This is a genomic window from Polynucleobacter sp. JS-JIR-II-50, from assembly GCF_018687895.1.
Taxonomy (GTDB): domain Bacteria; phylum Pseudomonadota; class Gammaproteobacteria; order Burkholderiales; family Burkholderiaceae; genus Polynucleobacter.
In genome coordinates this window covers 1,761,825-1,785,960 of the sequence record NZ_CP061307.1, presented here as the reverse complement: position 1 = coordinate 1,785,960, position 24,136 = coordinate 1,761,825, and the positions used below count along the sequence as shown (strand labels likewise).

Sequence of the window (24,136 nt, the reverse complement as noted above, 5' to 3'; positions counted from 1 at the left end):
GGTCAGATTAAGATGGGGGAATGGATGATTTTTCCCGGCAAATCGATTTTTTAGAGCAACACTCGACTTATGCGCGACGTTGGCTAAGTGCGCGCCCTGAGTGGCTGGAGTGGCTCCGTATTCAAGGGCAGAAAAAAGTCGATATACAGGGCATTAAGGCCTTGCTAAAAGACTGTGGCGTCGATGAATGGGCTGATGCGCAAGACGATACCCTGTGGATGGCCAATTTGCGCTTGGCAAGACAGCGTTTGATGCTCTGGGTTGCATTCCGGGATTTAAATGGCATGGCCGACTTGCAAGAGGTGACTCAGGCGCTTAGCCATTTTGCTGAATTAGCGGTTTCCACTTCAATAGCTTTTATTCGAGGGGATCTCAAAACCCGCTTCGGTTTGCCTTGGAGCAACACAACACAATCAGAGATGCCTCTCATGGTTGTCGGCATGGGTAAATTGGGCGGCCTTGAACTCAATCTGTCTTCAGACATCGATTTGATTTTTCTCTATGAGCATGAGGGTGAGACTAGTGGCGGGCCTAAGAACTTATCCAACCAGGAATGGTTCACGAGAATGGGCAAACGCTTAATTAAGCTGCTTGCTGAGCACGACGCCAATGGGTTTGTTTTTAGGGTAGATATGCGTCTTCGTCCCAATGGAGATTCAGGACCGCTGGTGTGTAGTTTGGATATGCTAGAAGAATATCTATTGGTTCAGGGGCGAGAGTGGGAGCGCTACGCTTGGATTAAAGGTAGATTAATCGCGCCTCTACCAGGATCTCCGGATTTTCCTCGCTGCCAAAGAGAGCTTGACCAACTGATTCGCCCCTTTGTATACCGTCGGCATTTAGATTATGGTGTGATTGCCTCTATACGGGATTTGCATGCGCAAATTCAGGCGGAAGCAGAAAAACGCTCTTCGGGCCATCAAGGGCGTTCGCATGATATCAAGTTAGGGCGCGGCGGTATTCGAGAGATTGAGTTTTTAGCGCAAATGTTTCAACTCATGCGGGGCGGTACAGATCCTCGCTTTAGAGTCCGCCCAAGCTTGGAGGTCTTAGATCTCATTAAACAATGTGGCATCCTCCCCGCCGATGAGGTAGATGCGTTACAGGCGGCCTATGTTTTCTTAAGGCGCTTGGAGCATCGTATTCAGGTGTGGGATGACCAGCAAACCCACTATCTGCCTGATGATGCTGAAGTCCGATCACGCTTGGCGATTTCGATGCAAGGCCAAGAAGCACAAGTAAATGCTTTTATGACCGAACTAGAGCGGCATCAAAATAAGGTTGCCCAACTTTTTAAAAAAGCATTTTTACTGGATGATGGCTCGCGTCTTGAGATTGCGCCCTTAGCTCAGGACTGGGCACCCGACCCAATATTTTTTCCTGATTCGCATGCGCGGTGGCAGGCTTGGATTGACAGCGCAAAACAAAAATTATTGCCGGAAAAAAGCCGTTTAATTTTCGATAACTTGATGTGCAAGGCGGCAGAGATTTTGCAGATTGAGGGTGCCACCTCCGCACATGCCGACCAAACCCTGTTGCGCTTGTTTGATTTGCTTGAGGCAATTGCGAGGCGTAGTGCCTATCTTTCTATTTTGGCCGAGTATCCCAGAGCATTATCTAATGTCCTTGACTTACTCAAGACATCACAATGGGGCGCGCAATATTTGACGCATCATCCGCATTTGCTGGATCACTTGTTGAGCTCTCAAACCGAGAGAGCGTTGATCGAGGATCCGGAAACATATTGGGCTGAAGTGCGAGCTCATCTCAATATGCGGCTCGATGATGTCATGGCTGATGGTGATGGCTCTGAGCAGGCGATGGATATCCTGCGAGTTACCCATCACAACGAAACCTTCATCACGCTATTGACCGATCTAGGTATTGGCGTGCAACAAGCGCTGCCGGTAGAGCGAGTAAGCGATCATCTATCGGCTCTAGCAGATTTAATTCTGCAGACAACATTTGAGCGGGTTTGGCCTGGCGTGGCCCAAAAGTTTGATTTGCCTCTCGAGGCTAGCCCTCCATTTGCGATTATTTCTTATGGCAAATTAGGCGGCAAAGAGTTGGGCTATGCCTCTGATTTAGATATTATCTTTTTGTATCAAGCGGAAGACTCAGACTATGCCGCTCAAGAAGTTTATGCCTTGCTAGCAAAGCGCATGATTAATTGGTTAACTGCGTATACCTCTACTGGTAGCTTGTTTGAGATTGATACGCGTCTTCGTCCTAATGGCTCTGCTGGGTTCTTGGTAACGAATGCTGACGCCTTTAAAAAATATCAACTGCGAGAAGGTGATAATGCGGCTTGGGTCTGGGAGCATCAGGCCCTTACGCGAGCTCGTTACTCAGCCGGTAATTCCAGCGTGGGCGAATTCTTTGACTCAGTTCGCTCCGAGGTATTAAGTCAGAAACGAAACATTGCGCAGCTCAGGGCGGAAATCTTAGAAATGCGCCGCAAGGTGCATGCAGGCCACCCCAATGCCAAGATCGAGTTTGATTTAAAGCATGATTCTGGCGGCATGGTCGATGTTGAATTTATTGTGCAGTTCTTGGTCTTGGCTTATGCCCAACAGCATGCTCAGCTCATTGGCAATTTAGGAAATATTGCATTGTTGCGAATAGCCGGTGATGTGGGCTTAATTTCCCAAGAGGCTGCGCTAACTGTTGGCAATGCGTATCGATTGTTGAGGGCCCGTCAACATCGTTTGCGTTTGGATGGAGTCGAGAAAACCCAGATCAATCTAGAAAATGAGATTGATCTCATTGCGGCAAGAGATGCGGTTCAGGCGCTTTGGCTGGAGATTTTTAAAGCACCTTCAAGCATTGGCTAGGGGTAATGCAGCTTTAGTTTTGCTCTAGTAACTCTCGGGCATGACGGCGAGTAGTATCAGTAATAGTGGCGCCACCAAGCATGCGGGCCACTTCTTCCACCCGTTCAGATCTACCCAAAACCTGTACTTGCGATACTGTCTTCTCACTGTTTTGAGATTTGCTCACTTTGAGGTGATGATTGCCTTGAGCCGCTACCTGTGGCAAATGGGTGACACATAAGATTTGGTGAGATTGACCCAATTGATGCAATAGTTTGCCCACTGTTTCAGCAACAGCACCACCAATACCTGCATCCACTTCATCAAAGACGAGGGTGGGGGTGAATGAGGCTTTACTTGTAATAACGCTAATTGCCAGGCTAATGCGGGCTAGCTCCCCGCCTGAGGCTACCTTAGCAAGTGAGCGTGGCGTGCTACCGGCATGACCGGCTACTAAAAATTCAATTTGCTCAAGACCATGGGATCCGCCGTCACTAAGGGGTGCCAAAGCAATCTCTAGGCGCCCACCTGCCATTGATAAATCTTGCATTGCATCAGTCACTAAATCACCGAGTTCTTTTGCGGCCTTAGTACGTTTTTGTGAAAGCTGTTTTGCTAGCTTTAAGTAAACAACTTCTTCTTGCTTAACTTGATCCCGGAGTGCTTCAATATTTTGGGATGCAGTTAGAGCATCCAATCGCTCTGTTGTCTCAAGCAGGAGTTTTGGTAGTTCGTCTACTTCAACGCGGTATTTGCGAGCCGTACTATGCAATGCTTGCATGCGCTCTTCAACTTCAGAAAGTCGAGCAGGGTCTAAGTCAATTTTTTGTAGGTAACGATTGAGACCATGAATGGCTTCATCTAGCTGAATGCTGGCCGATTCTAGGGCTTGATTGATCTCGCCTAACGCTGGGTCATGCTCCGCCAGGGCGCCTACATTAGTACATACCTTCGACAGCGTAGATTCCAGGGAATTATCGGCATCACTCAATATCTCAATTGCCTCTTGGCAGCCACTAATTAGCTTTGCCCCATTTGCTAAGCGGGCGTGCTCGCTTTGAATATTGACCCATTCACCGTCTTGCGGGGAAAGCTCGGTGAGCTCTTCCAGTTGCCACTCAAGACGCTCACGCTCGCGCTCAACGTCTTGACCTGCATTTTCCGCTTGTTCAAGACGGCGACGAGAATCAGCCAGTGTTTTGAACGTTTGGGCTACCTCTGCAGCGAGTGGCAGTAAGCCAGCGTGGCGATCGAGAAGTTCGCGTTGAGCACCGCCCTTTAATAAGAGTTGGTGGGCATGTTGTCCGTGAATGTCCACTAGCTGGTCACCCGCTTCGCGCAATTGCGCCAGCGTGGCAACGCTGCCATTAATAAAGGCACGACTACGTCCATTACTTTCTACGGTTCTTTTGAGTAATAAGCTTTGGCCCTCATCCTCAATTGGGAATCCTTGTTCATCAAGCCATTGACTAAACGATTGCACTAACTCTGGCTCAATCCGAAAGAGTGATGAGATTTCTGCGCGGTTACTGCCTTCACGTATTTGGCTACTATCAGCACGCTCACCCAGCACTAAGCCAAGGGCGTCTAGCAGAATTGATTTACCTGCACCGGTCTCGCCGGTCAGCACAGTAAACCCGCTTGAGAAATCTAGCTCTAGCTGATCAACGATGACAAAGTCACGGAGTGAGATGGTTTGAAGCATGTATTAGCGTAGCAAAAAACTCGACATCAGAAAGTCGATGGGTATTCATTCCAGTGCAATTTCTCACGCAAAGTCTTGTAATCACTGTGATTGCTGGGGTGTAGTAGATCAATAGTTTTATCGGATTGACGCACTTCAATCTTGTCACCGCTTTGTAAATTCGTTTGTGATTGCATGTCAAAATTGACAATGACTTCAAGTCCATTGACTACCTCAATCACCGTGACGCTATCTTGCGGCAAAACAATTGGCCGATTCGAGAGTGAGTGTGGCGCAATGGGAGCTAGCAAAATGCCCGCAACGTGGGGATGCAAAATAGGTCCGCCGGCTGAGAGTGCATATGCAGTTGAGCCGGTAGGGGTAGATACAATCAAGCCATCAGATCGTTGGTTATACATAAATGAGCCATTGACGTGAACTGCCAACTCGACCATTCCTGAAATGCCGGAGCGGTTCACGACAACATCATTGAGTGCTAACGCACGATTGATTTCTTTGCCATTACGAAGAACTACGGCATCGAGCAACGTGCGCGTATCGGCTTCGTATTCCCCGGAAATGATTTTGGGTAGCGTAGTCTGAACCGACTGAATTGGAATATCAGTCATATAACCAAGACGACCCATATTGATTCCAACGAGTGGAACGTTACTGCCCGCTAATTGACGTGCAATGCCTAGCATGGTGCCATCACCCCCTAAAACGACAACAAGGTCAATTGCTCCAGCAAAGTCCTGAGCAGTTTTTGTGGGATGGCTGTTTAAACCAAGGTGGGCGGCTGTCTCCGACTCAATAAAGACCGCGCACCCCAATCCTGAGACCACTTTGGCTAGGTCTTTTAGGTGCTCCTCAATGCCATCAGCATGAAATTTGCCGACAAGCGCAACCCGGCTAAATGCCTTCTTGGTGGAATTTTGGGATGGGCTTAACATATAACGATTAAACCATAGGCATAAAATCTCTTCCAACATGGATGAACGTTCCCGCGCACTGCTAAAAACCCTCATCGAGCGCTATATCGAGGAGGGCCAGCCTATTGGCTCGCGTACGCTATCTAGATTCTCGGGTTTGGACCTTTCTGCAGCCACTATTCGCAATGTTATGGCCGATCTGGAGGATATGGGGCTTGTTACTAGTCCCCATACATCTGCTGGTCGTATTCCAACCCCCCGGGGCTATCGCCTGTTTGTAGACACCATGGTGACTGTGCGCCCCTTGGAAGCGATGGCAGCTCGAGAGGTTGAAAAAGGCCTTTTGCCGGATTCTCCGCAAAGGGTCCTGAACTCGGCAGCGCAGATTTTGTCCAACTTGACCCATTTTGCTGGTGTTGTCATGACACCCAAACGCGCCCAGGTTTTTAAGCATATTGAGTTCTTGCGCTTAGGCGAAGGTAAGATTTTGCTCATCATGGTTACGCCAGAGGGTGATGTGCAAAATCGTATATTGCCAACGACTCAGGATTACACGCCAAGTCAACTCATTGAGGCGGGTAACTTTATCAACGCCCAGTTTGCTGGAAAAAGTTTTGATCAAGTGCGTATGCATCTGAAATCTGACTTAGATAATTTGCGCACAGATATTGCTGGGTTAATGGCTTTGGCCTTGCAAGCCGGTGTTGCTGATTACGACATGGGGCGAGGCGATATGGTTTTGTCTGGCGAGCGGCGCTTACTCAATGTTGGGGACTTAAGCTCCAATCTCGATAAATTGCGCAAGATGTTTGATATGTTGGAGCAAAAATCAGTGCTCATGCAATTGCTTGATGTATCAAGTCATGCGGATGGCATTCAAATTTTTATTGGTGGCGAAAGCGATTTATTGCCCTATGAGGATCTCGCTGTAATTAGCGCCCCATATAGCGTAGACGGTCAAATAGTGGGAACGCTTGGCGTCATTGGGCCAACACGGATGGCGTATGACCGAGTTATTCCTATTGTGGATATCACCTCAAAATTATTATCGGGTGCTTTAAGCTCCTAATTACAAATCGAACTTTTATATTTAAAACTCATTACCAGAGACAAAACATCTTGAATCAAAACCCGCATCTACGCGCTTCCAAAACGGCAGTCTTGCTGTTGAACTTGGGTACACCATCTGCTCCAACGTCTAAAGCGGTTCGCGCTTATCTAAAAGAATTTCTTTCTGATCCACGCGTAGTAGAAATTCCGCGCATTATTTGGTGGTGCATTTTGAATGGCATTATTTTGCCAATTCGTAGTAGTGCTTCTGCGAAAAAATATGCCTCTATTTGGTTGCCAAAGTTAGGTTCTCCCTTAATGCACTACTCACGCTTGCAAGCGAAAGAGTTGGGCGAAAAATTTGCCAATGAGGGCCATACAGTTTTAGTAGATTTAGCAATGCGCTATGGCCAACCCTCTACACAGGCCGCCCTCGAGAGTCTTAAGGCGCAAGGTATGGAGCGCTTATTGCTATTACCTTTGTACCCTCAGTACTCTGCCACAACCACAGCGTCTAGCTTTGATGAAGTCTTTCGTGTTCTCGGCACTTGGCGCGACCAACCAGAGTTGCGCTTGGTCAAACACTATCACGACAACTCTGCGTACATTTGCGCATTGCGTGATCAGGTGTTATCGAGCTGGGATAAAGATGGGCGCCCAGACTTTGCAAAAGGCGATCGCTTTGTAATGTCTTTTCATGGTTTGCCAAAGCGTAATTTAATGAAGGGTGATCCCTATCATTGTGAGTGCCTGAAAACGGGTCGCTTGCTTGGCGAGTCTCTGGGTTTAGAGCCCGGACAATATATTGTGACCTTTCAGTCGCGCTTTGGTAAGGCGGAATGGTTAAAGCCTTATACAGCTCCAACAATTGAAAAGTTAGCTAAAGAAGGTTGTCAGCGCATCGATATTTTTTGCCCAGGATTTCCGGCGGATTGCTTGGAGACCTTAGAGGAGATTGCCATGGAAGCCCGCGAAATCTTCCTAGAGCATGGTGGTAAAGACTATCGCTACATTCCCTGTTTGAACAGCAGCCCCAAGTGGATAGAGGCTCTGAGCGATATTGCCCATCACCATCTTCAAGGCTGGTCTTTAGGTGTGGAGTCTGACGCTGAATTAGCGAAGCGCAATGAAAGGGCTGAGCTGGCTGAAAGAATGAAGTCTTGAAATTGCAACAATCAGCCCCATATTGCAAATTAATAGCCATCTTTATAGAAAAGTAAAATAGCGTCCATGACACAAGAAAACCAACACCCATCCCCAGAGCAAGAGAATCCTGCAACAGAGCCAGTTAGCGAAACTGCAGCAGAAACTCCGGCTGTAAAAACGCCTGAACAGGAAATTGCCGAACTCAATCAAAAGATTGGTGAGCTGCAAGACAACTTCTTGCGCGCTAAGGCGGAAGGAGAAAATATTCGTCGCCGTGCAGTGGAAGATATTGCGAAGGCGCATAAATTTGCGATTGAAAGTTTTGCAGAGCATTTAGTGCCTGTAACTGATAGTCTTTATGCCGCATTGGGTACTGATGCTGGTGATGCCAAAGCCTTTAAAGAGGGCTTGGAAATTACTCTTAAGCAGCTACTGTCTGCTTTTGAAAAAGGCCGTATGACAGAAATTAACCCTGCGGTTGGGGATAAGTTTGACCCGCATCATCACCAAGCTATTGCTTCGGTACCTTCCGAGCAAGAGTCCAATACGGTGGTTTCTGTGTTGCAGCGTGGCTATACCGTAGCCGATAGGGTTTTAAGACCTGCTTTAGTGACGGTCAGCGCCCCAAAATAAGCTAAATAAGGGCTAAAACCCCAAAAAACGCATAAAAAGGCAGATTTCTGCCTTTTTTGCTCTTTATCCCCTTGAAATCCCTTTTTTCGACCCCATTTACTGGGTATCGAAATATTTATCAGTACAACAAACAATTTAATTTTTTGGAGCAATTATGGGAAAGATTATCGGAATCGACTTAGGAACCACAAATTCATGTGTTTCAGTCGTTGAAAACAATGCACCGAAAGTTGTTGAGAACGCTGAAGGCGGTCGCACAACTCCATCCATCATCGCTTACGTTGAAGATGGCGAAGTGTTGGTTGGTGCGCCAGCAAAACGTCAGTCAGTGACAAATCCTAAAAACACCATCTACGCAGTGAAGCGTTTGATGGGTCGTAAATTTACCGATCCTGAAGTGCAAAAAGACATTGGCTTGATGCCTTATTCAATTATTGCCGCTGATAACGGCGATGCCTGGGTATCAGCACGCGATAAGAAAATGGCGCCACAACAAGTGTCTGCTGAAATTCTGCGCAAGATGAAGAAAACCGCCGAAGATTACCTCGGCGAAGAGGTGACAGAAGCAGTGATTACTGTTCCTGCTTACTTTAACGACAGTCAACGTCAAGCAACTAAAGATGCTGGCCGTATTGCTGGTTTAGATGTGAAGCGCATCATCAACGAGCCTACTGCTGCTGCATTAGCGTTTGGCTTGGACAAGCAAGACAAAGTGGATCGCAAGATCGCTGTGTATGACTTGGGCGGCGGTACATTCGACGTATCCATCATTGAGATTGCTAACGTTGACGGTGAGAAGCAGTTTGAAGTGCTTTCTACTAACGGCGACACCTTCTTGGGTGGCGAAGACTTTGACCAACGCATCATTGATTGGATCATTGCTGAGTTCAAAAAAGAACAAGGCGTTGATTTGAGCAAAGACGTATTAGCTTTGCAGCGTTTGAAAGACGCTGCTGAGAAAGCCAAGATCGAATTGTCATCTGCACAGCAAACTGAAATCAATTTGCCATACGTAACAGCTGACGCTAGCGGTCCCAAGCATTTGAACTTGAAGTTGACTCGTGCCAAGTTGGAGTCCTTGGTTGAAGAGTTGATCAGCCGTACCGCTGGTCCATGCTTAACTGCCATTAAAGATGCTGGTGTAAACGTAGCTGATATCGACGACGTGATTTTGGTTGGTGGTCAAACCCGTATGCCTGCGGTTCAAGACAAGGTAAAAGAAATCTTTGGTAAAGAGCCACGTAAAGACGTTAACCCAGATGAAGCCGTTGCTGTTGGCGCGGCAATTCAGGGTTCCGTATTGTCTGGTGATCGTAAAGACGTATTGCTCTTGGACGTTACCCCATTGTCATTGGGTATCGAAACTCTTGGTGGCGTCATGACCAAGATGATTCCTAAAAACACTACGATTCCTACCAAGCATTCACAGGTTTACTCTACTGCGGAAGACAACCAGCCTGCTGTAACCATTAAGTGCTTCCAAGGTGAGCGCGAGATGGCTGCTGCTAACAAGCTGCTAGGTGAATTTAACCTCGAAGGTATTGCTCCTGCGCAACGCGGTATGCCACAAATTGAAGTGACCTTTGACATCGATGCCAACGGTATTTTGCATGTAACAGCAAAAGACAAAACTACTGGCAAGGAGAACAAGATCACCATCAAGGCAAACTCTGGTTTGACTGAGGAAGAAATTCAACGCATGGTGAAGGATGCTGAAGCCAATGCTGCTGAAGATAAGAAAGCGCTTGAGTTGGTAACTGCACGCAATACTGCAGATGCCTTAGCTCACTCAACTAAGAAGGCCTTGGAAGAGCATGGCGCTAGCTTAGAAGCTTCCGAAAAAGAAGCGATTGAAGCGGCCTTGAAAGATTTGGACGAAGCAATCAAAGGTAGCGATAAAGAAGCCATTGAAGCGAAGACTGAGGCGTTGGGCAAGGCAAGTCAGAAGTTGGGCGAAAAAGTCATGGCTGCTGAACAGGCTAAGGCTGGCGGCGCTGCTGCTGGTGCGGCTCCTGGTGGCGCTGCCCCTGGTGCAGCTCCCGATGCAGATGTCGTTGATGCTGATTTCAAAGAGGTTGATGACAAGAAGTAATTCTGCAATTAGATATTCATTAACGTAGTTTTGATGTACTTAAATAACAAGTCGGCCTCGTGCCGACTTGTGTCATTCAGGTTGTTGAGAGGAATAGGCCGTGCCTAAAAGTAAACGCGATTTTTATGAAGTGCTTGGTGTAGCAAAAGGTGCCAGTGACGATGAGCTAAAAAAAGCTTATCGCAAGATGGCGATGAAACATCACCCTGATCGCAATCCCGATAGCAAAACGGCTGAAGCCCAATTTAAAGAAGTTAAAGAAGCTTATGAAACCTTAACCGATCCCAATAAACGTGCCGCCTATGATCAATATGGTCATGCTGGCGTAGACCCATCTATGGGTGGCGGATTTAGCGGTGGCGGTTTCGGTGGCGGTGGATTTTCTGATGCGTTTGGGGATATCTTTGGGGATATCTTCGGTCAAGGCGGCGGCCGTCATTCTGGCCCTCAAGTCTATAAAGGCGCAGATTTACGCTACAACATGGACATTACGCTTGAGCAAGCTGCTGAAGGCTATACAACACAAATTCGTGTACCTAGCTGGAGTAATTGCAAGCCTTGCCATGGTACTGGCGCAGAGCCAGGATCTAAGGCTGAAACATGCACAACCTGTAATGGTCATGGTCAGGTACGCGTACAACAAGGCTTCTTTTCCATGCAGCAAACTTGCCCTAAGTGCCGCGGCACTGGCGAGTACATTCCTAAGCCATGTAAGACTTGCCACGGCACTGGAAAACACAAAGAACAAAAAACACTTGAAATCAAAATACCGGCAGGCATTGATGATGGAATGCGTGTCCGCTCAGTGGGTAACGGTGAACCAGGTGTCAATGGTGGACCATCCGGTGATCTCTATGTAGAGGTGCGTGTAAAGCCGCATAAAGTCTTTGAGCGTGATGGCAGTGATTTACATGTGCAAATGCCGATCTCATTTGCGACAGCTACTATCGGTGGTGAAATCGAAGTGCCAACACTCTCTGGTCGCGTGGAGTTTCCAATTCCTGAGGGAACTCAGACTGGTAAGACTTTCCGCTTGCGTAATAAAGGCATCAAAGGATTGCGCTCAACCATGGTGGGCGATCTTTTTGTTCACGTTCTGGTAGAGACGCCGGTGAAGCTCACTGATGAGCAAAAGAAATTATTGCGGCAGTTTGACGACAGTCTCAAATCTGCTGGCGACAAGCACAGCCCTCAGCAAAAGGGTTGGTTTGACGGTGTAAAGAGTTTCTTTAGCTAGTAACTGGTGGGCAGGCTAGCTGGTAATTAGCCAGCAAAGCCATGCTCGGGTCCCGGGAATTTCCCGGACTTCACTTCGCGCACATAGGCCTTAACAGCGGCTTCAACGGAGTGATGACTATCCATAAAGTTTTTGACAAACTTTGGTGGCTTACCTGGGCTGATGCCCAACATATCTTGTAGAACCAATACTTGACCAGAGCAATCTGGACCAGCGCCAATGCCGATAGTAGGAATATGAAGCTCGGCTGTAATCTTTTCACCCAACGAAGATGGAATTGCTTCTAGTACTACCATTTGGGCCCCAGCTTCTTGGCAGGCAAGTGCTTGCTCAAGCATGACGCTTGCAGCATCTTTAGATTTGCCCTGCACCTTGTAGCCGCCCAAGACATGAACTGATTGGGGTAGCAATCCTAAGTGAGCGCAAACAGGAACACTGCGCTCAACTAAATGACTAATGACATCAATCTGCCAGTCGCCACCACCTTCAAGCTTGACCATGTCTGCACCAGCACGCATTAATTGAGCGGAGGACTCTAGGGCCTGCACTGGATCTCCGTAGCTTGCAAATGGCAGGTCAGCGATGAGAAATGCATGGGTGTTGGCACGCGCGACACATTCGGTGTGATACGCCATTTGTTCAATGGTCACTGGCGTAGTGCTGGAGTGTCCTTGAATGACATTTCCAAGAGAGTCACCAATCAAGATCGTTTCAACAGCGCAGCGATTGAGAAGCGCTGACATGGTGGAGTCGTATGCCGTGAGCATGGCAATTTTTTCACCCTCAGCATGCATTGCGAGGAGCTTAGTAATTGTGATTGGCTTGTCGCCTTGTAAGTAACCCATGGCGAGAGTTTAATGAATTAATGCGCTGTTTGGCTATAAACGTCTTTTTCCCCGCAATTACAGTTCCTGCAAGGGAGTTTTTCAATTCTTTGATGTGCCACATTAGGTAAGTAGGCTTTGAGTTCGCCCCAATTGGGCAAAAAGATATCGGGAGCGATTTCCAGAAGGGGTAGGAGCACAAAAGAGCGCTCGATAATTCTGGGGTGCGGAAGCATTAAATCTGTTTCGCTTTGAGTAACCCCTTCAAAAGAAAGGATGTCTAGGTCAAGAGTCCGGGGAGCATTTGCATATGGGCGCTCACGACCAAATTCTTGTTCAATGGTTTGGCAAACATGTAACAGTCCGTAGGGGCTTAATTCGGTCTCAACTTCAATGACGGCATTAATGTAGTCTCCACCTTTAGCCTCAACGGGCGCGCTTTGATAAAAACAGCTTTTTGCCAAGATTTGAAGTTCGGAGCGCAATGCCAAGCAAACAATGGCATCAGTAATAAGCTGACGCGTGTCGCCGATGTTGCCGCCAAATCCGATATATGCCCGTGCCATAGATTTCCAAACTAGAGATAAAACTACTTTACTGAAATTTCTCTAAGTCTGCTTAGCTTGCTGCACCCTCTGGGGGCGCTGCCGCTTTTGGTTTTCTACGACGCCGTCTTTTGGCAGGGCTTGGACTGTTACCGGATTCATTTTTCACGCTAGCCATTAGCTCATCTTGCCCTGTGACGTCGGTTGCAATGAAGTCTGTCCACCATTGCCCGATTGCTGGGTTTAATTCCCCAGTAGCGCAGCGGAGCAACATAAAGTCATAGCCCGCCCTAAAGCGAGGGGATTCCATGAGGCGATAAGGGTAGCGCCCCACGCGTCTCTCAAAGCGAGGCTGCATAGACCAAATTTCGCGCATATCGCTTTCGAAGCGTCGTTGAATCGTCATGCCGCTACTTTGTGTGGCAATCGTGTCATCCATTGCATCGTGCAGGGCGGGAATATTGGCCATGCCTTTAGCCGAGTTGGCTTTCCAATTCTTTAGTAGATCAGGCCAGAGCAGGGTGGCAAATAAAAATCCAGCAGAAACACTTTTACCGGATTGAATGCGATCGTCAGTATTGGCCAAAGCAAGTTTTACAAAATCATTGGCACCCTTGGAGTCTGCGCCTGTATCCAGAATGTGGTCTAGGAGTGGGAGTAGGCCATGATGCAATCCCGCATCTTTGAGTCCTTGGATCGCAGCCCAGGAATAGCCTGACATCAAGAGTTTCAAAATTTCATCAAAAAGTCTCGCAGAAGGGACGTCATTTAATAGTTTGCCCAGCTTTGCAATAGGCGCGCGCGTAGTGCCATCCAATTCGAAGCCAGTCTTAGCTGCGAAGCGAACTGCGCGGAGCATGCGTATCGGATCTTCGCGATAGCGCTTTGCTGGATCACCAATCATGCGTAAAGTTTTCTTTTGCATGTCCACCATGCCACCGTGATAGTCCAAAACAGTTTCGGATGAAGGGTCGTAATACATTGCATTGATTGTGAAGTCGCGTCTTGCAGCATCCTCACCTTGTGAGCCCCAGACGTTATCTCGCAAGATCCGGCCGCTTTCAGCTACGTGATCTCCAGCGTTATCTAACAAGGCCCTGAAAGTTGATACCTCAATGATTTCAGGATGGCCCTTGCCAAAAAAAGTCACGTGCACAATTTGAAAGCGGCGACCAATTAGGCGCGCCTTACGAAAGAGTCGTTGCACTTGATCTGGTGTTGCATTAGTTGCCACGTCAAAATCTTTTGGGCTAATGCCGAGAGCAAGATCTCTGACAGCGCCGCCGACAATAAATGCCTCATAGCCTGCTTGTTGTAATGTGTGCGTTACCTTGACTGCGTTCTTAGAAAGCAAATGCGGATCGATCCGATGTGCTTTTTTAGGGATACGCTTCGGGGCGCCAGTATTGTTGGCCTGCGTATGCTTGACCATCGGGTCACGCCGCAAAATACGTTTAATAAATTTAGTGATCATGCAAACAATTCAAGAATGGGCCAGTTGCGCTGCTTAGCTTCATTGCGAAGGCGATCATCTGGATTGGTGGCAACAGGATGACTTACCTTTTCGAGCAAGGGAAGGTCATTCATCGAGTCAGAATAAAAATAACTATAAGGCAAAGCACCTAAGGACAGTTTTTGCGATGCTAACCAGTCGTGTAGATTTTGAATCTTACCTTCGCGGAAATTGGGAATGCCTTTGACTTCACCAGTGTAGTTAGCCAATGGATGATTATCTGCAGTAGCAGGCTCCGTAGCAATCAGATGCTCGATGCCAAAGCTTTCAACAATGGGACGCGTCACAAAGCTGTTAGTGGCGGTAATCACGCAGCAAAGGTCGCCAGCATCCTGGTGACGTTTTACTAGATCGATTGCTTGTTGTCGGAGTTGGCCGTTAATAACTTCTTTCATAAACGCGTCGTGCCACTCTTTGAGTTGCGCGCGAGAATGTTCTGAAAGTGGCTTAAGGGCAAAACGCAGAAACTCATGAATATCCAGCTTGCCTTCTTTGTATTCTTGATAAAAGCGCTCGTTTTGTCGTGCATAGTATTCGCTGTCTACGACGCCAATACGAGCCAAAAATTGGCCCCATTCGTAATCGCTATCGCAAGGCAAAAGTGTGTGGTCTAAATCGAAAAGGGCTAGCTGAGTCACGAATTGATATTTAATAAATTATTTGGGCTGCAAGAGCTCGCGTACAAGCGGTAAGGTTACAGCACGTTTTGTTTCGAGAGAGTAAGCGTCTAAAGCATCAATCAATGCCATCAGGCTGGGCATATCGCGATAAAAGCGACTTAATAGCCAAGGCAACACATCGGGGGATAAAACAAGTCCCCGCTCTTTGGCTGCTTCCTCTAGTGCTTGTATTTTCTCATCATCATCCAAAAGCTGCGTTTGAAAGATCAAGCCCCAGCCTAGGCGGGTTCGCAGGTCTTCTCGAAGCTTCAGATTGGCTGGTGCGGCATTTCCGGCCATAAAAATATGAATCGCTTTGCTTGCTTGTACGCCATTCAGGATCCGAAATAGGGAGCCAACAAGGCGATCATCTAGTTGGTCAACATCATCAACGGTAATGACCGAGGGGGTATCACTTTCAGTCATTGCATTCATCTTTTCTTCCAGGCGAACCCAAGCAGTAGGTTCGTGGGAGGAGAGGGCAATGTGTAGCAAGCCAGCATGCTTGGCTGCATTCTCGATGGCATTGAGTAGGTGAGTGCGACCAGAGCCCTCAGGTCCCCACCAGTAAATCCAACGTTGATTTAATGGATTGCTAGATTGTAGAGCATGCGCTTTCCCCCAGGATTGCTCAATGTCTTGCAGAGCAGAAATTAAGGCGAGATCTTTTCCTGGAAGGTAGTTTTCTAAACTGGCCTGAGGTGAGTGACTAATATCAAGCGCAAATTGTTTTGGAAGCGAGGGTGTTTTCATTGCTGCCAAATTTATTTTTGATACCAAGAGCTTTGCGTATAAATAGACCATAGGTACTGGACTAAGACTAAGCTGACGGCGCTAATAGGCAGGGCGAGTAATACGCCAAAAAAGCCAAATAGCTTGCCAAAGAAAAGCAAGGCAAACAGAACGGCAACGGGATGCAAGCCAATGCGCTCGCCCACTAGGCGGGGCGTCAAGAAGAAGCCTTCTAAAAATTGCCCAATTCCATAGATGACCAGTACGCCGATGATTTCTGAGCCCGGACCAAATTGAAGAAGGGCCGAAACTATAGCAAGCGTGAATCCTAGTGCGATACCAATATAGGGAATCACAATCATTAATGCTGTAAATACACCCAAGGCAACAGCACCTCTAATGCCGATTAAACTTAAGCTAATACTATAAAAAGCGGACATGATGGAGACAACAATCACCATGCCATTGAGATACTGCGAGAGCAGTCCATCGGTATGCATTGCAAGATGATGTACGGTTTCTTGGGCGCGCTTAGGCACTAAATTTTTGACGTACTGAAAAAATTGATTCCAATCGATCAATAAATAAAACATCACAAATAGAATTAATACGGAATTTACAAAGCCAGTGATTACTGAGCTGCCCGACATGAGTACGGTGTCTATCGTAGTGCTCATCAGAGAGTCAGCATTGTCGCTAATGTGTTCCGAAATTTTTTGAGAGGCGGTGCTTTTTAAGCTGCCCCAATCAACATCAATATGAAAATCAGCTAATTTTGGGCCGAGCCATGCTTGCGTATTTGCTATCCATGTTGGTAGCTGGGCTTTTATTAGGGGAATTTCTGTTTTGAGGAGGCCAATAAATAGGCTCACAATGGCAATTACGACTGCCAGCCCCAGAACTACCGTGAGAGCTGCAGCCAAAGATGCGGGTAAGCGCCTTCTTTCCAGCCATAGAAAAGCAGGCCTCAGGATGTAGGCAAGGATGAATGCAGCCAGAAAAGGGGTAAAAATTTCAGCCATGACGAGTAATCCTCTAGAATTCAATGATTCTACTGATCTAGTAGCATTTTTTACTAATATTCCAGCGCAGACATGACTTCATCTACTAATTCTTCCTCAAAAGGCCTTTCCTACCGTGACGCTGGTGTCGATATTGACGCTGGGGACGACTTGGTTGACCGCATTAAGCCGCTTGCCAAGAAAACTATGCGCGAGGGTGTTTTGGCTGGAATTGGTGGCTTTGGAGCCCTTTTTGAGGTGCCTAAGCGCTATAAAGAGCCAGTTTTGGTATCTGGTACCGATGGCGTTGGTACCAAGCTAAGACTTGCTTTTGAGTGGAATCGTCATGAAACCATTGGTCAAGACTTAGTGGCTATGAGTGTGAATGACATCCTGGTTCAGGGTGCAGAGCCCCTTTTCTTCTTGGACTACTTTGCGTGCGGCAAGTTGACTGTCGATACAGCGGCTACGGTTGTTGGTGGTATTGCCAAGGGTTGTGAGTTATCTGGCTGCGCATTAATCGGTGGCGAAACTGCAGAAATGCCAGGCATGTACCCTCCAGGTGAATATGACTTAGCTGGATTTGCAGTGGGTGCAGTTGAAAAATCCAAAATCATTACTGGCGCAACCATTGTTCCTGGTGATGCAGTAATTGCAATCGGATCAAGTGGCGCACACTCCAATGGTTATTCATTAGTGCGCAAAATTATTGAACGTGCTGGCGCAAAGCCAACGGATGATCTAGGTGGTCGTCTATTGGGTGATGTCGTAATGGCGCCAACTGAAATTTATGTAAAGCCACTTCTCAAATTGATTTCAGAAATTAATGTTAAGGGAATGGCGCATATCACTGGTGGTGGTTTGGTTGATAACGTACCACGCGTGCTCCCAGAAAATACTCAAGCAGTTTTGCATCGCGATAGCTGGCAAATGCCAGACCTCTTCCGTTGGTTGCAAATGAAGGGTGGCGTTGCTGATGCGGAAATGGTACGCGTATTTAACTGCGGCATCGGTATGGTTGTGATTGTTGCGCCTGATCAAGTAGATGCAGCAATCCAATCCTTAACTGCGCAAGGTCTCAAGGCTTGGACAGTTGGTGAAGTGGTTGAGCGTCCAAAAGATGCGCCACAAACCATCGTTATCTAAACGGCCTACCTTTATTTTTTGATTAGATTGCTTTTACAGTAATCTAATGCTGCCTTCAGTTCTTCGGGGTTGAAGGGATCAAATGTGTTTCTTCCATCCATTGCACGTAGCCAAGTGAGTTGACGCTTGCCAAGCTGACGCGTGGCTGCCAAAGCTTTGTAGCGCATTTCTTCAGCATCAATCTCACCATTGAGAAACTCCCAGGCTTGGCGATAACCAACTGAACGTATGGCCGGAAGATCCGCATGTAATCCGGTATTGGTGCGCAATGCTTTGACTTCATCCATAAATCCAGCGGTAAGCATTTCATCAAAACGCTTTTCTAAGTTCAGATGCAATCGCTTACGATCACTTGGCTCGAGTGAAACTAACTTAATCCATGGTGGAATCGCTGAACCTTCTCTGCCATCTTCACTGGGTGAGTCGGCCAGTAATATAGACATCGGTTTGCCAGTAATTTCGTAAACCTCTAGAGCGCGTTGCACTCGTTGAGAATCATTTGGCTTTAAGCGTGCCGCAGTTTCAGGATCAACCTTGGTAAGTTTGTCGTGCATTGCTGGCCAGCCAACTGCCTTGCCTTCTGCATCCAAACGAGCGCGAATTTCTGGATTTGCTGGGGGCAGTGAGGAGAGGCCATGCGCCCACGCGCGCCAATACAACATCGTGCCACCCACCACCACCGGAATATTTCCTCGCCCACGAATCTCTGCGCAAAGACGTTTTGCATCATTGGCAAAACGCGCTGCCGAATAGACCTCGGTGGGTTCAATGATGTCAATTAGATGATGGGTAACCGCAGCTTGTTCTGACTTAGTTGGTTTGGCGCTGCCGATATCTAAACCTCGATAGACCAAAGCGGAATCCATGCTGATGAGTTCAAGTGTCAGGCCAAGGGATTTCGCATACTCAGCCAAAGACATGGCGAGATGGGTTTTGCCTGCGCCAGTGGGCCCAACAATACAAAGTGTAGGGACTTCATCTGGAGTATGCACAGGCTGAATGTAGGGTTCAGTTTGCATACCTGATTATAAGAGCCTGTTAATATCCGCAACAACCCATAAGTTAAAGAACGAGTTGATGGATACCCTTTTGCAAATCAGTGATTTATTCCTGCATATTGATAAACATCTAGATGTGGTGATTCAACAATATGGCCCTTGGGCCTATGGCCTTTTGTTTTCTATTGTTTTTGCAGAAACGGGCTTAGTGGTTGCACCTTTCTTGCCTGGGGACTCACTCTTATTTATTGCGGGCGCCTATTGCGCTACTGAGCATTTCAATATCTGGACCTTATGCATAGGTTTGTTGATTGCTGCGGTCGCTGGTAACACCGTGAACTACTTGATTGGTCGCTGGATTGGTAAAAGAGTGTTCAGCAGCCAATCGCGGTGGATTGATCAAGGTGCATTATTGAAGACCCACGCTTTTTATGAAAAGCATGGTGGTAAAACGATCATCCTTGCCCGCTTCTTGCCAATTATTCGCACCTTTGCACCTTTTATTGCCGGCGTGTCCGAGATGAACTTCTCACGCTTCCAGTTATTCAACATTACTGGTGCGGCGTTGTGGGTCTTTGGATTGGTAGTTGCTGGCTATTTCTTTGGCAATATTCCCGTTATCCGTCAGAACCTCAATGTGATCGTTCTGGTTGGAGTGGGTGCGGCTGCGGTACCAGTTTTCTTTACGGCCATCTACAAAATTTTCCAGCGCAAAAGAAGCTAACAGAAGTTTAAAAACCAAAGTGCTAACACTAAAGCCCATTCGGCTTTAGTGCAGCTTAGTCTGACTTTCAAGCGTGGCAATGTGCTCGCGGATATCACTAGCATCTTCAGCTTCTGGAGCTTCGCTGAGATATCGATGCATATCCGCTAATGCGGGACGCAAATACTCTAGTTGCGCAAAGATCAAACCTCTGTCCCGAATCTCTTCAATAGAGTCTGGTAGTAGGATCACCAAGCGCTCTTGAATGCCTAGTAAACGCTCCCAGCGCTCATGTTCTGAGTAAATCATTTTGAGGTTTCTCAGAAAGCGCGACAGAATCTCTCTCGAGCTAGAAGCGCGCAGGAAGATATTGAGCGGCAAACTCAAGTCACCTCGATAGCCTTTAGCGTCCAGGTAGGGATCGAGCATTTCTTGCAGCTGAGTCTTTGATAGTGATTCACCGGTCAAAGGATCCATGATCACTTCACCTTGTTGCAAAGAGATGCGCATCATGAAGTGATTTGGAAATGAAACGCCCCGAATTTTTAAACCAATTTGATTACCTAATTCCATCATCAAAACAGCTAGTGAGATGGGTATCCCTCTGCGATTTTCAAGTATGTAATGCAAGTACGAATTTTCAGGGGCATAAAAATCATTTGGGTTCGGACCAAAACCCAACTCGGTATAAAAGAAATGCTTCAAAATTTGTAAGCGCTGAACTGGTGATGTATCTGGCGTGATGCGAGTTTTGAGTTTATTACCCATCCCATCAATTTGATCGAGAATCCCTTGAACATCAAGATCAGGATAGGCGTGCTGTGCTACAGCGATTGCTGCCTCCGTTAGTGGCAGATGTTCGTCTTCAGCAACTAGGGAGGTGAAATAGTCGAGTTGTTGTGTTGGCATACCGGCTATTTTGCATGACGCAAGAATTTTTGCCAGCGAATTCCAACCAAGCCCAGGGATACGAAGTAAACAATGGCAGCAAGACCTAGCCATGCTCCTACCAAGCCAATACGTAGCCAAGGCTCCGCTTGGAGGGCGATCCAATTGTGCGTACTGGCGGCATAAATTAGCACGGCTGTGAAAGGGACGAGCGCGAGCAATAGCTGACCGAGATACTTGATCCAGCCTGAATTCGGCAGGGCTCCACGTCGATGCAGGCCAACCCAGAGCAGGGCGGCATTTAGACAAGCGCCAGTGCCAACTGAAAGGGCAAGGCCAGCATGACCAAGCCAAGGTACAAATACTAGGTTGGCTAACTGGGTAGCCACTAAAACGAGTAATCCAATCTTGACGGGGGTGCGGATGTCTTGACGTGAATAAAATCCGGGTGCCAAAATTTTTACCAGAATCAATCCAATGAGGCCAACCCCATAAGCCGCTAATGCACGTTGCGTCATCAAGACATCAAGCGCGCTGAATTTGCCGTAGTGATACAAGACCGCTGCTAAAGGCTCGCCAAAGATAAAGAGTGCAATTGCGCAAGGTGCAGCTAGCAAGAAGGTGAGTTGCAATCCCCAGATGAGTAACTCACCAGCATGTACTAAATCGTTTTTGGCGTTGGCCTTACTGAGGCTTGGTAAAAGAACGGTTCCCAAAGCAACACCCAGTAATGCAGTTGGAAATTCCATCAGGCGATCCGCGTAAGATAGCCATGACACACTTCCCGCCTGCAGACGCGAAGCAATATTTGTATTAATGATCAGAGAGATTTGCGCAACAGAGACTGCAAATACCGCTGGCCCCATTAATTTCATGACACGCCTAGCTTCCGGATTGGTGACGGCTGATTTAATGGCGCCAGGTAACAAACCAATACGAGGCAATAGGCCGAGTCGAGCAAGCGTTGGAACTTGAAGGGCAAGCTGGAGTATTCCGCCAAGCAAAACACCAATGCTTAAGGCATAAATTGGTTGCTCTAAGTAGGGAGCCAAAAAGATGGCGCTACCAATTAAGGCAAGGTTGAGCAAGACGGGCGTAAAAGCCGGGATTGCAAAGCGGTGATAGGTATTTAGGATCCCTGCCGAAAGGGAGACCATAGAAATCAGCCCGATATAAGGGAACATGATGCGGGTCATAACGACGCTGGCGTCATAGGCCGGACCACCTTTAAACCCGGTAGCAATGACCAGAATGAGCACTGGGGCGCCAATGACTCCTAGCAGTACCGTCAGTAGCAAAGCCCAAAATAAGAGCGTGGCGACCGCATTTATGAGGATTTTGGCCTTAGTTTGGTCTTCGTTTGTGGCAATTTCGCCCAAAATCGGCACAAAAGCTTGAGAAAAGGCCCCTTCAGCAAACAGCCGGCGGAGCAAATTGGGTAGCCTAAAAGCAACATTAAAGGCATCTGTCCACTCGGAAGCCCCGAAACTACGGGCAATTAGGGTCTCCCGGAGCAGACCCGTAATACGGGACAGCATGGTTAGGGAGCTGACCTTGGCGGCGGCAGAAAGCAGATTCATGAGGCGATTTTCACCTATTTATCAGTCGGCTGGGCTTTTTTGCCCCTTTAAGGTAAAATCTTGGGTTTTGGCGAGCTTGCTTATGAATTTGGCAAGTCCGCAAGATTTTTAACTAATCGCATTTTGCAATTTATAGAGGCAAGGTTTAAAGATGGCCAATACAGCACAAGCGCGCAAGCGTGCACGCCAAGCAGTAAAACAGAACGAACATAACTCCAGTTTGCGTTCAAAGCTCCGCACTTCCATTAAGGCAGTTCGTAAAGCGATTGAAACTGGTGACAAAGCTTCTGCAGCGAAAGTTTTCGCAGCAACTCAGGCAACAATCGACAAGATTGCTGACAAAAAGATTGCTCACAAAAATACTGCAGCTCGTCAGAAGTCACGTTTGTCTGCAGCTATCAAGGCGATGGCAGCGTAATACAGTTTTAGTTTTAGGCTGGTCGAAGTAGTTTCGACCTAAGCCCGCTCCTCATCAGAGCGGGTTTTTGTTTTTAAGGCTGGGCTGGGGTTGTTGGGTTGAACTCACACGCCTCTTCGATTGGTAGGCTATTGTCTTTGGCAAAGTTCATGACAAAGTCTAACGCTCGAGGATCTAGGTCCCTCAGTCGAGTATCAATAACAACGCATTTCACTTTTGCAATAAGCACTGGTCTGACATAGGGCGAATAAGTGAAGCGAGGGTCCCCGGAGTCACCGGGAGGGCGAAAAGTAGCCATCACTCCGCACAGACGCTCCGCCCAATCGCTGGGCCGAAATGGTTTGCCAGAAGTGGTAATGCCTTGAATGAAAAGCTTTTTGTGGTTCAAGTTCGCGTAATGATGGTTGTAAGAAATAGTATTACTAAGTCCTCTAGCTTAACAGCCCAAGTTGGCCGTAAGATGGCTTTAGGGTCTATTTTCGTGCAGCTGAATGTTTGAAGAAAAAAATGCAAGCCAAAACTTTAGTAGAAAGCTCAACTATGACATCTCTGGCGAAGCCGCAAGTGCCCGGTCAGGTAAAGCACTACCTGCAGTTTTCTGATCTGACTCGTGAAGAGTACGACTATTTACTCAAGCGTTCGGCGTGGCTTAAGGCCAAATTCAAGAGCTATGAAACTTGGCATCCACTGCATGACCGCACTTTGGCCATGATTTTTGAGAAGCACTCCACTCGTACTCGCCTCTCCTTCGAGGCAGGCATCCATCAGCTTGGTGGTCATGCGGTATACCTGAACACCCGAGACACCCAATTGGGTCGTGGCGAGCCTGTAGAGGATGCTGCTCAGGTGATTTCAAGGATGACGGACATCATCATGATCCGCACCTTTGGTCAGGAGATTATTGAGCGTTTTGCTGCTAATTCACGGGTGCCCGTAATCAATGGCCTGACAAATGAATTTCACCCGTGCCAAGTATTGGCCGATATTTTCACTTTTGTAGAGGCCCGTGGCCCGATTCAAGGCAAGACGGTAGCATGGGTAGGTGATGCTAATAATATGGCCTACACATGGATACAAGCAGCTGAATGTTTGGATTTTCAGTTACGCTTCTCTGCGCCAGAGGGTTATCAGCTAGATGCAACGCGTTTATCGCCGCAAGCTTCAAAGCATTTGACGATTTGCGCTGACCCTAAAGAAGCCTGTAAAGGCGCTGACCTAGTGACCACAGATGTTTGGACTAGCATGGGTTATGAGGCTGAAAATACCTCTCGTATGAATGCTTTCCAAGACTGGATGGTTGATGAAGAGCTGATGTCCTTGGCTAAGCCTGGCGCACTATTTATGCACTGCTTGCCAGCGCACCGCGGTGAAGAAGTTTCAGCAGGAGTGATTGATGGACCTCAAAGTATTGTTTGGGAAGAGGCGGAAAATCGTTTGCATGTCCAAAAAGCCCTCATGGAGTATTTGCTCTGTGGTCGTTTGGATTAAGTAATAAAACTTCAGCAATAAAATAATCAGCAAATAACAAGCAATTCGTTTTCA

The 24,136-nt window shown here is 47.5% G+C and carries 22 protein-coding genes; 10 read left to right on the top strand and 12 right to left on the bottom strand.

Translation table 11 applies throughout. The features are described from left to right. Positions 1 to 20 precede the first annotated feature (20 nt). Entirely contained in the window at positions 21 to 2,834 is a 2,814-nt protein-coding gene (glnE, locus tag FD963_RS08870) for a bifunctional [glutamate--ammonia ligase]-adenylyl-L-tyrosine phosphorylase/[glutamate--ammonia-ligase] adenylyltransferase (RefSeq protein ID WP_215362035.1), read from the top strand. A gap of 13 nt (positions 2,835 to 2,847) precedes the next feature. Here glnE and recN read toward each other — a convergent pair whose 3' ends face one another. Both recN and FD963_RS08860 read right to left on the bottom strand, forming a co-directional pair. Further along, positions 2,848 to 4,518 (bottom strand): DNA repair protein RecN, encoded by a 1,671-nt coding sequence (gene recN / locus FD963_RS08865; RefSeq protein ID WP_215362033.1) that lies wholly within the window; start codon positions 4,516 to 4,518, stop codon positions 2,848 to 2,850. 26 nt (positions 4,519 to 4,544) lie between these two features. Then, the gene (locus tag FD963_RS08860) at positions 4,545 to 5,450 is read right to left on the bottom strand and encodes an NAD kinase (RefSeq protein WP_215363965.1); all 906 of its coding nucleotides are present in this window, start codon (positions 5,448 to 5,450) and stop codon (positions 4,545 to 4,547) included. A gap of 37 nt (positions 5,451 to 5,487) precedes the next feature. Here FD963_RS08860 and hrcA point away from each other — a divergent pair, with 37 nt between their 5' ends. The 5 genes from hrcA (at position 5,488) to dnaJ (ending at position 11,587) form a co-directional block, all read left to right on the top strand. Beyond that, a complete protein-coding gene (hrcA, locus tag FD963_RS08855; RefSeq protein WP_215362031.1) occupies positions 5,488 to 6,498 on the top strand; it encodes a heat-inducible transcriptional repressor HrcA in 1,011 nt (336 codons plus the stop codon). Between the two features lie 50 nt (positions 6,499 to 6,548). Further along, positions 6,549 to 7,643, top strand: coding sequence for a ferrochelatase (gene hemH, locus FD963_RS08850; protein ID WP_215362029.1), 1,095 nt, complete (start codon positions 6,549 to 6,551; stop codon positions 7,641 to 7,643). Between the two features lie 66 nt (positions 7,644 to 7,709). Further along, a complete protein-coding gene (gene grpE / locus FD963_RS08845; protein ID WP_215362027.1) occupies positions 7,710 to 8,258 on the top strand; it encodes a nucleotide exchange factor GrpE in 549 nt (182 codons plus the stop codon). A gap of 154 nt (positions 8,259 to 8,412) precedes the next feature. Beyond that, a complete protein-coding gene (gene dnaK / locus FD963_RS08840) occupies positions 8,413 to 10,350 on the top strand; it encodes a molecular chaperone DnaK (RefSeq protein WP_215362025.1) in 1,938 nt (645 codons plus the stop codon). Positions 10,351 to 10,450: 100 nt separating this feature from the next. Beyond that, entirely contained in the window at positions 10,451 to 11,587 is a 1,137-nt protein-coding gene (gene dnaJ, locus FD963_RS08835; RefSeq protein ID WP_215362022.1) for a molecular chaperone DnaJ, read from the top strand. Between the two features lie 26 nt (positions 11,588 to 11,613). Here the strand turns inward: dnaJ and panB are convergent, their stop codons facing one another. Genes panB through FD963_RS08805 form a run of 6 tightly spaced genes read right to left on the bottom strand, consistent with a single transcriptional unit; the run spans position 11,614 to position 16,882 of the window. Then, positions 11,614 to 12,432 (bottom strand): 3-methyl-2-oxobutanoate hydroxymethyltransferase, encoded by an 819-nt coding sequence (gene panB, locus FD963_RS08830; protein ID WP_215362020.1) that lies wholly within the window; start codon positions 12,430 to 12,432, stop codon positions 11,614 to 11,616. A gap of 17 nt (positions 12,433 to 12,449) precedes the next feature. Further along, positions 12,450 to 12,977, bottom strand: coding sequence for a 2-amino-4-hydroxy-6-hydroxymethyldihydropteridine diphosphokinase (folK, locus tag FD963_RS08825; protein WP_215362018.1), 528 nt, complete (start codon positions 12,975 to 12,977; stop codon positions 12,450 to 12,452). Positions 12,978 to 13,029: 52 nt separating this feature from the next. Further along, positions 13,030 to 14,430, bottom strand: a complete 1,401-nt coding sequence (gene pcnB, locus FD963_RS08820; protein ID WP_215362016.1) for a polynucleotide adenylyltransferase PcnB — start codon at positions 14,428 to 14,430, stop codon at positions 13,030 to 13,032. Continuing rightward, positions 14,427 to 15,107 (bottom strand): HAD family phosphatase, encoded by a 681-nt coding sequence (locus tag FD963_RS08815; protein ID WP_215362014.1) that lies wholly within the window; start codon positions 15,105 to 15,107, stop codon positions 14,427 to 14,429. The genes pcnB and FD963_RS08815 overlap by 4 nt, the downstream gene beginning before the upstream one ends. Positions 15,108 to 15,125: 18 nt before the next feature. Next, a complete protein-coding gene (hda, locus tag FD963_RS08810; RefSeq protein ID WP_215362012.1) occupies positions 15,126 to 15,881 on the bottom strand; it encodes a DnaA regulatory inactivator Hda in 756 nt (251 codons plus the stop codon). A gap of 11 nt (positions 15,882 to 15,892) precedes the next feature. Then, positions 15,893 to 16,882 (bottom strand): AI-2E family transporter, encoded by a 990-nt coding sequence (locus FD963_RS08805; RefSeq protein ID WP_215362010.1) that lies wholly within the window; start codon positions 16,880 to 16,882, stop codon positions 15,893 to 15,895. Between the two features lie 72 nt (positions 16,883 to 16,954). Here FD963_RS08805 and purM point away from each other — a divergent pair, with 72 nt between their 5' ends. Then, entirely contained in the window at positions 16,955 to 18,007 is a 1,053-nt protein-coding gene (gene purM, locus FD963_RS08800) for a phosphoribosylformylglycinamidine cyclo-ligase (protein ID WP_215362008.1), read from the top strand. A gap of 11 nt (positions 18,008 to 18,018) precedes the next feature. Here purM and miaA read toward each other — a convergent pair whose 3' ends face one another. Next, positions 18,019 to 19,026, bottom strand: a complete 1,008-nt coding sequence (miaA, locus tag FD963_RS08795) for a tRNA (adenosine(37)-N6)-dimethylallyltransferase MiaA (protein WP_215362006.1) — start codon at positions 19,024 to 19,026, stop codon at positions 18,019 to 18,021. Between the two features lie 58 nt (positions 19,027 to 19,084). On the opposite strand from miaA, the gene FD963_RS08790 reads away from it, so the two are divergent. Further along, on the top strand, positions 19,085 to 19,729 hold the full coding sequence (locus tag FD963_RS08790; RefSeq protein WP_215362004.1) for a VTT domain-containing protein: 645 nt from the start codon (positions 19,085 to 19,087) through the stop codon (positions 19,727 to 19,729). Positions 19,730 to 19,774: 45 nt separating this feature from the next. Here FD963_RS08790 and FD963_RS08785 read toward each other — a convergent pair whose 3' ends face one another. Then, complete coding sequence (locus FD963_RS08785; RefSeq protein ID WP_215362002.1) at positions 19,775 to 20,617, bottom strand: SirB1 family protein; 843 nt, start codon at positions 20,615 to 20,617, stop codon at positions 19,775 to 19,777. Between the two features lie 5 nt (positions 20,618 to 20,622). Continuing rightward, positions 20,623 to 22,176, bottom strand: coding sequence for a murein biosynthesis integral membrane protein MurJ (gene murJ / locus FD963_RS08780; RefSeq protein WP_215362000.1), 1,554 nt, complete (start codon positions 22,174 to 22,176; stop codon positions 20,623 to 20,625). A 151-nt stretch (positions 22,177 to 22,327) separates the two neighbouring features. Between murJ and rpsT the strand changes: the two genes are divergently transcribed. Beyond that, positions 22,328 to 22,594 carry a 30S ribosomal protein S20 gene (rpsT, locus tag FD963_RS08775; RefSeq protein ID WP_071466054.1) on the top strand — a complete coding sequence of 89 codons (267 nt, stop codon included), beginning with the start codon at positions 22,328 to 22,330 and terminating at the stop codon, positions 22,592 to 22,594. Between the two features lie 73 nt (positions 22,595 to 22,667). On the opposite strand, the gene FD963_RS08770 is transcribed toward rpsT, so the two are convergent. Further along, positions 22,668 to 22,982 carry a DUF3579 domain-containing protein gene (locus FD963_RS08770; protein WP_083564229.1) on the bottom strand — a complete coding sequence of 105 codons (315 nt, stop codon included), beginning with the start codon at positions 22,980 to 22,982 and terminating at the stop codon, positions 22,668 to 22,670. A 152-nt stretch (positions 22,983 to 23,134) separates the two neighbouring features. Here FD963_RS08770 and argF point away from each other — a divergent pair, with 152 nt between their 5' ends. Beyond that, positions 23,135 to 24,082 (top strand): ornithine carbamoyltransferase, encoded by a 948-nt coding sequence (gene argF, locus FD963_RS08765; protein ID WP_215363964.1) that lies wholly within the window; start codon positions 23,135 to 23,137, stop codon positions 24,080 to 24,082. Positions 24,083 to 24,136: the final 54 nt, after the last annotated feature.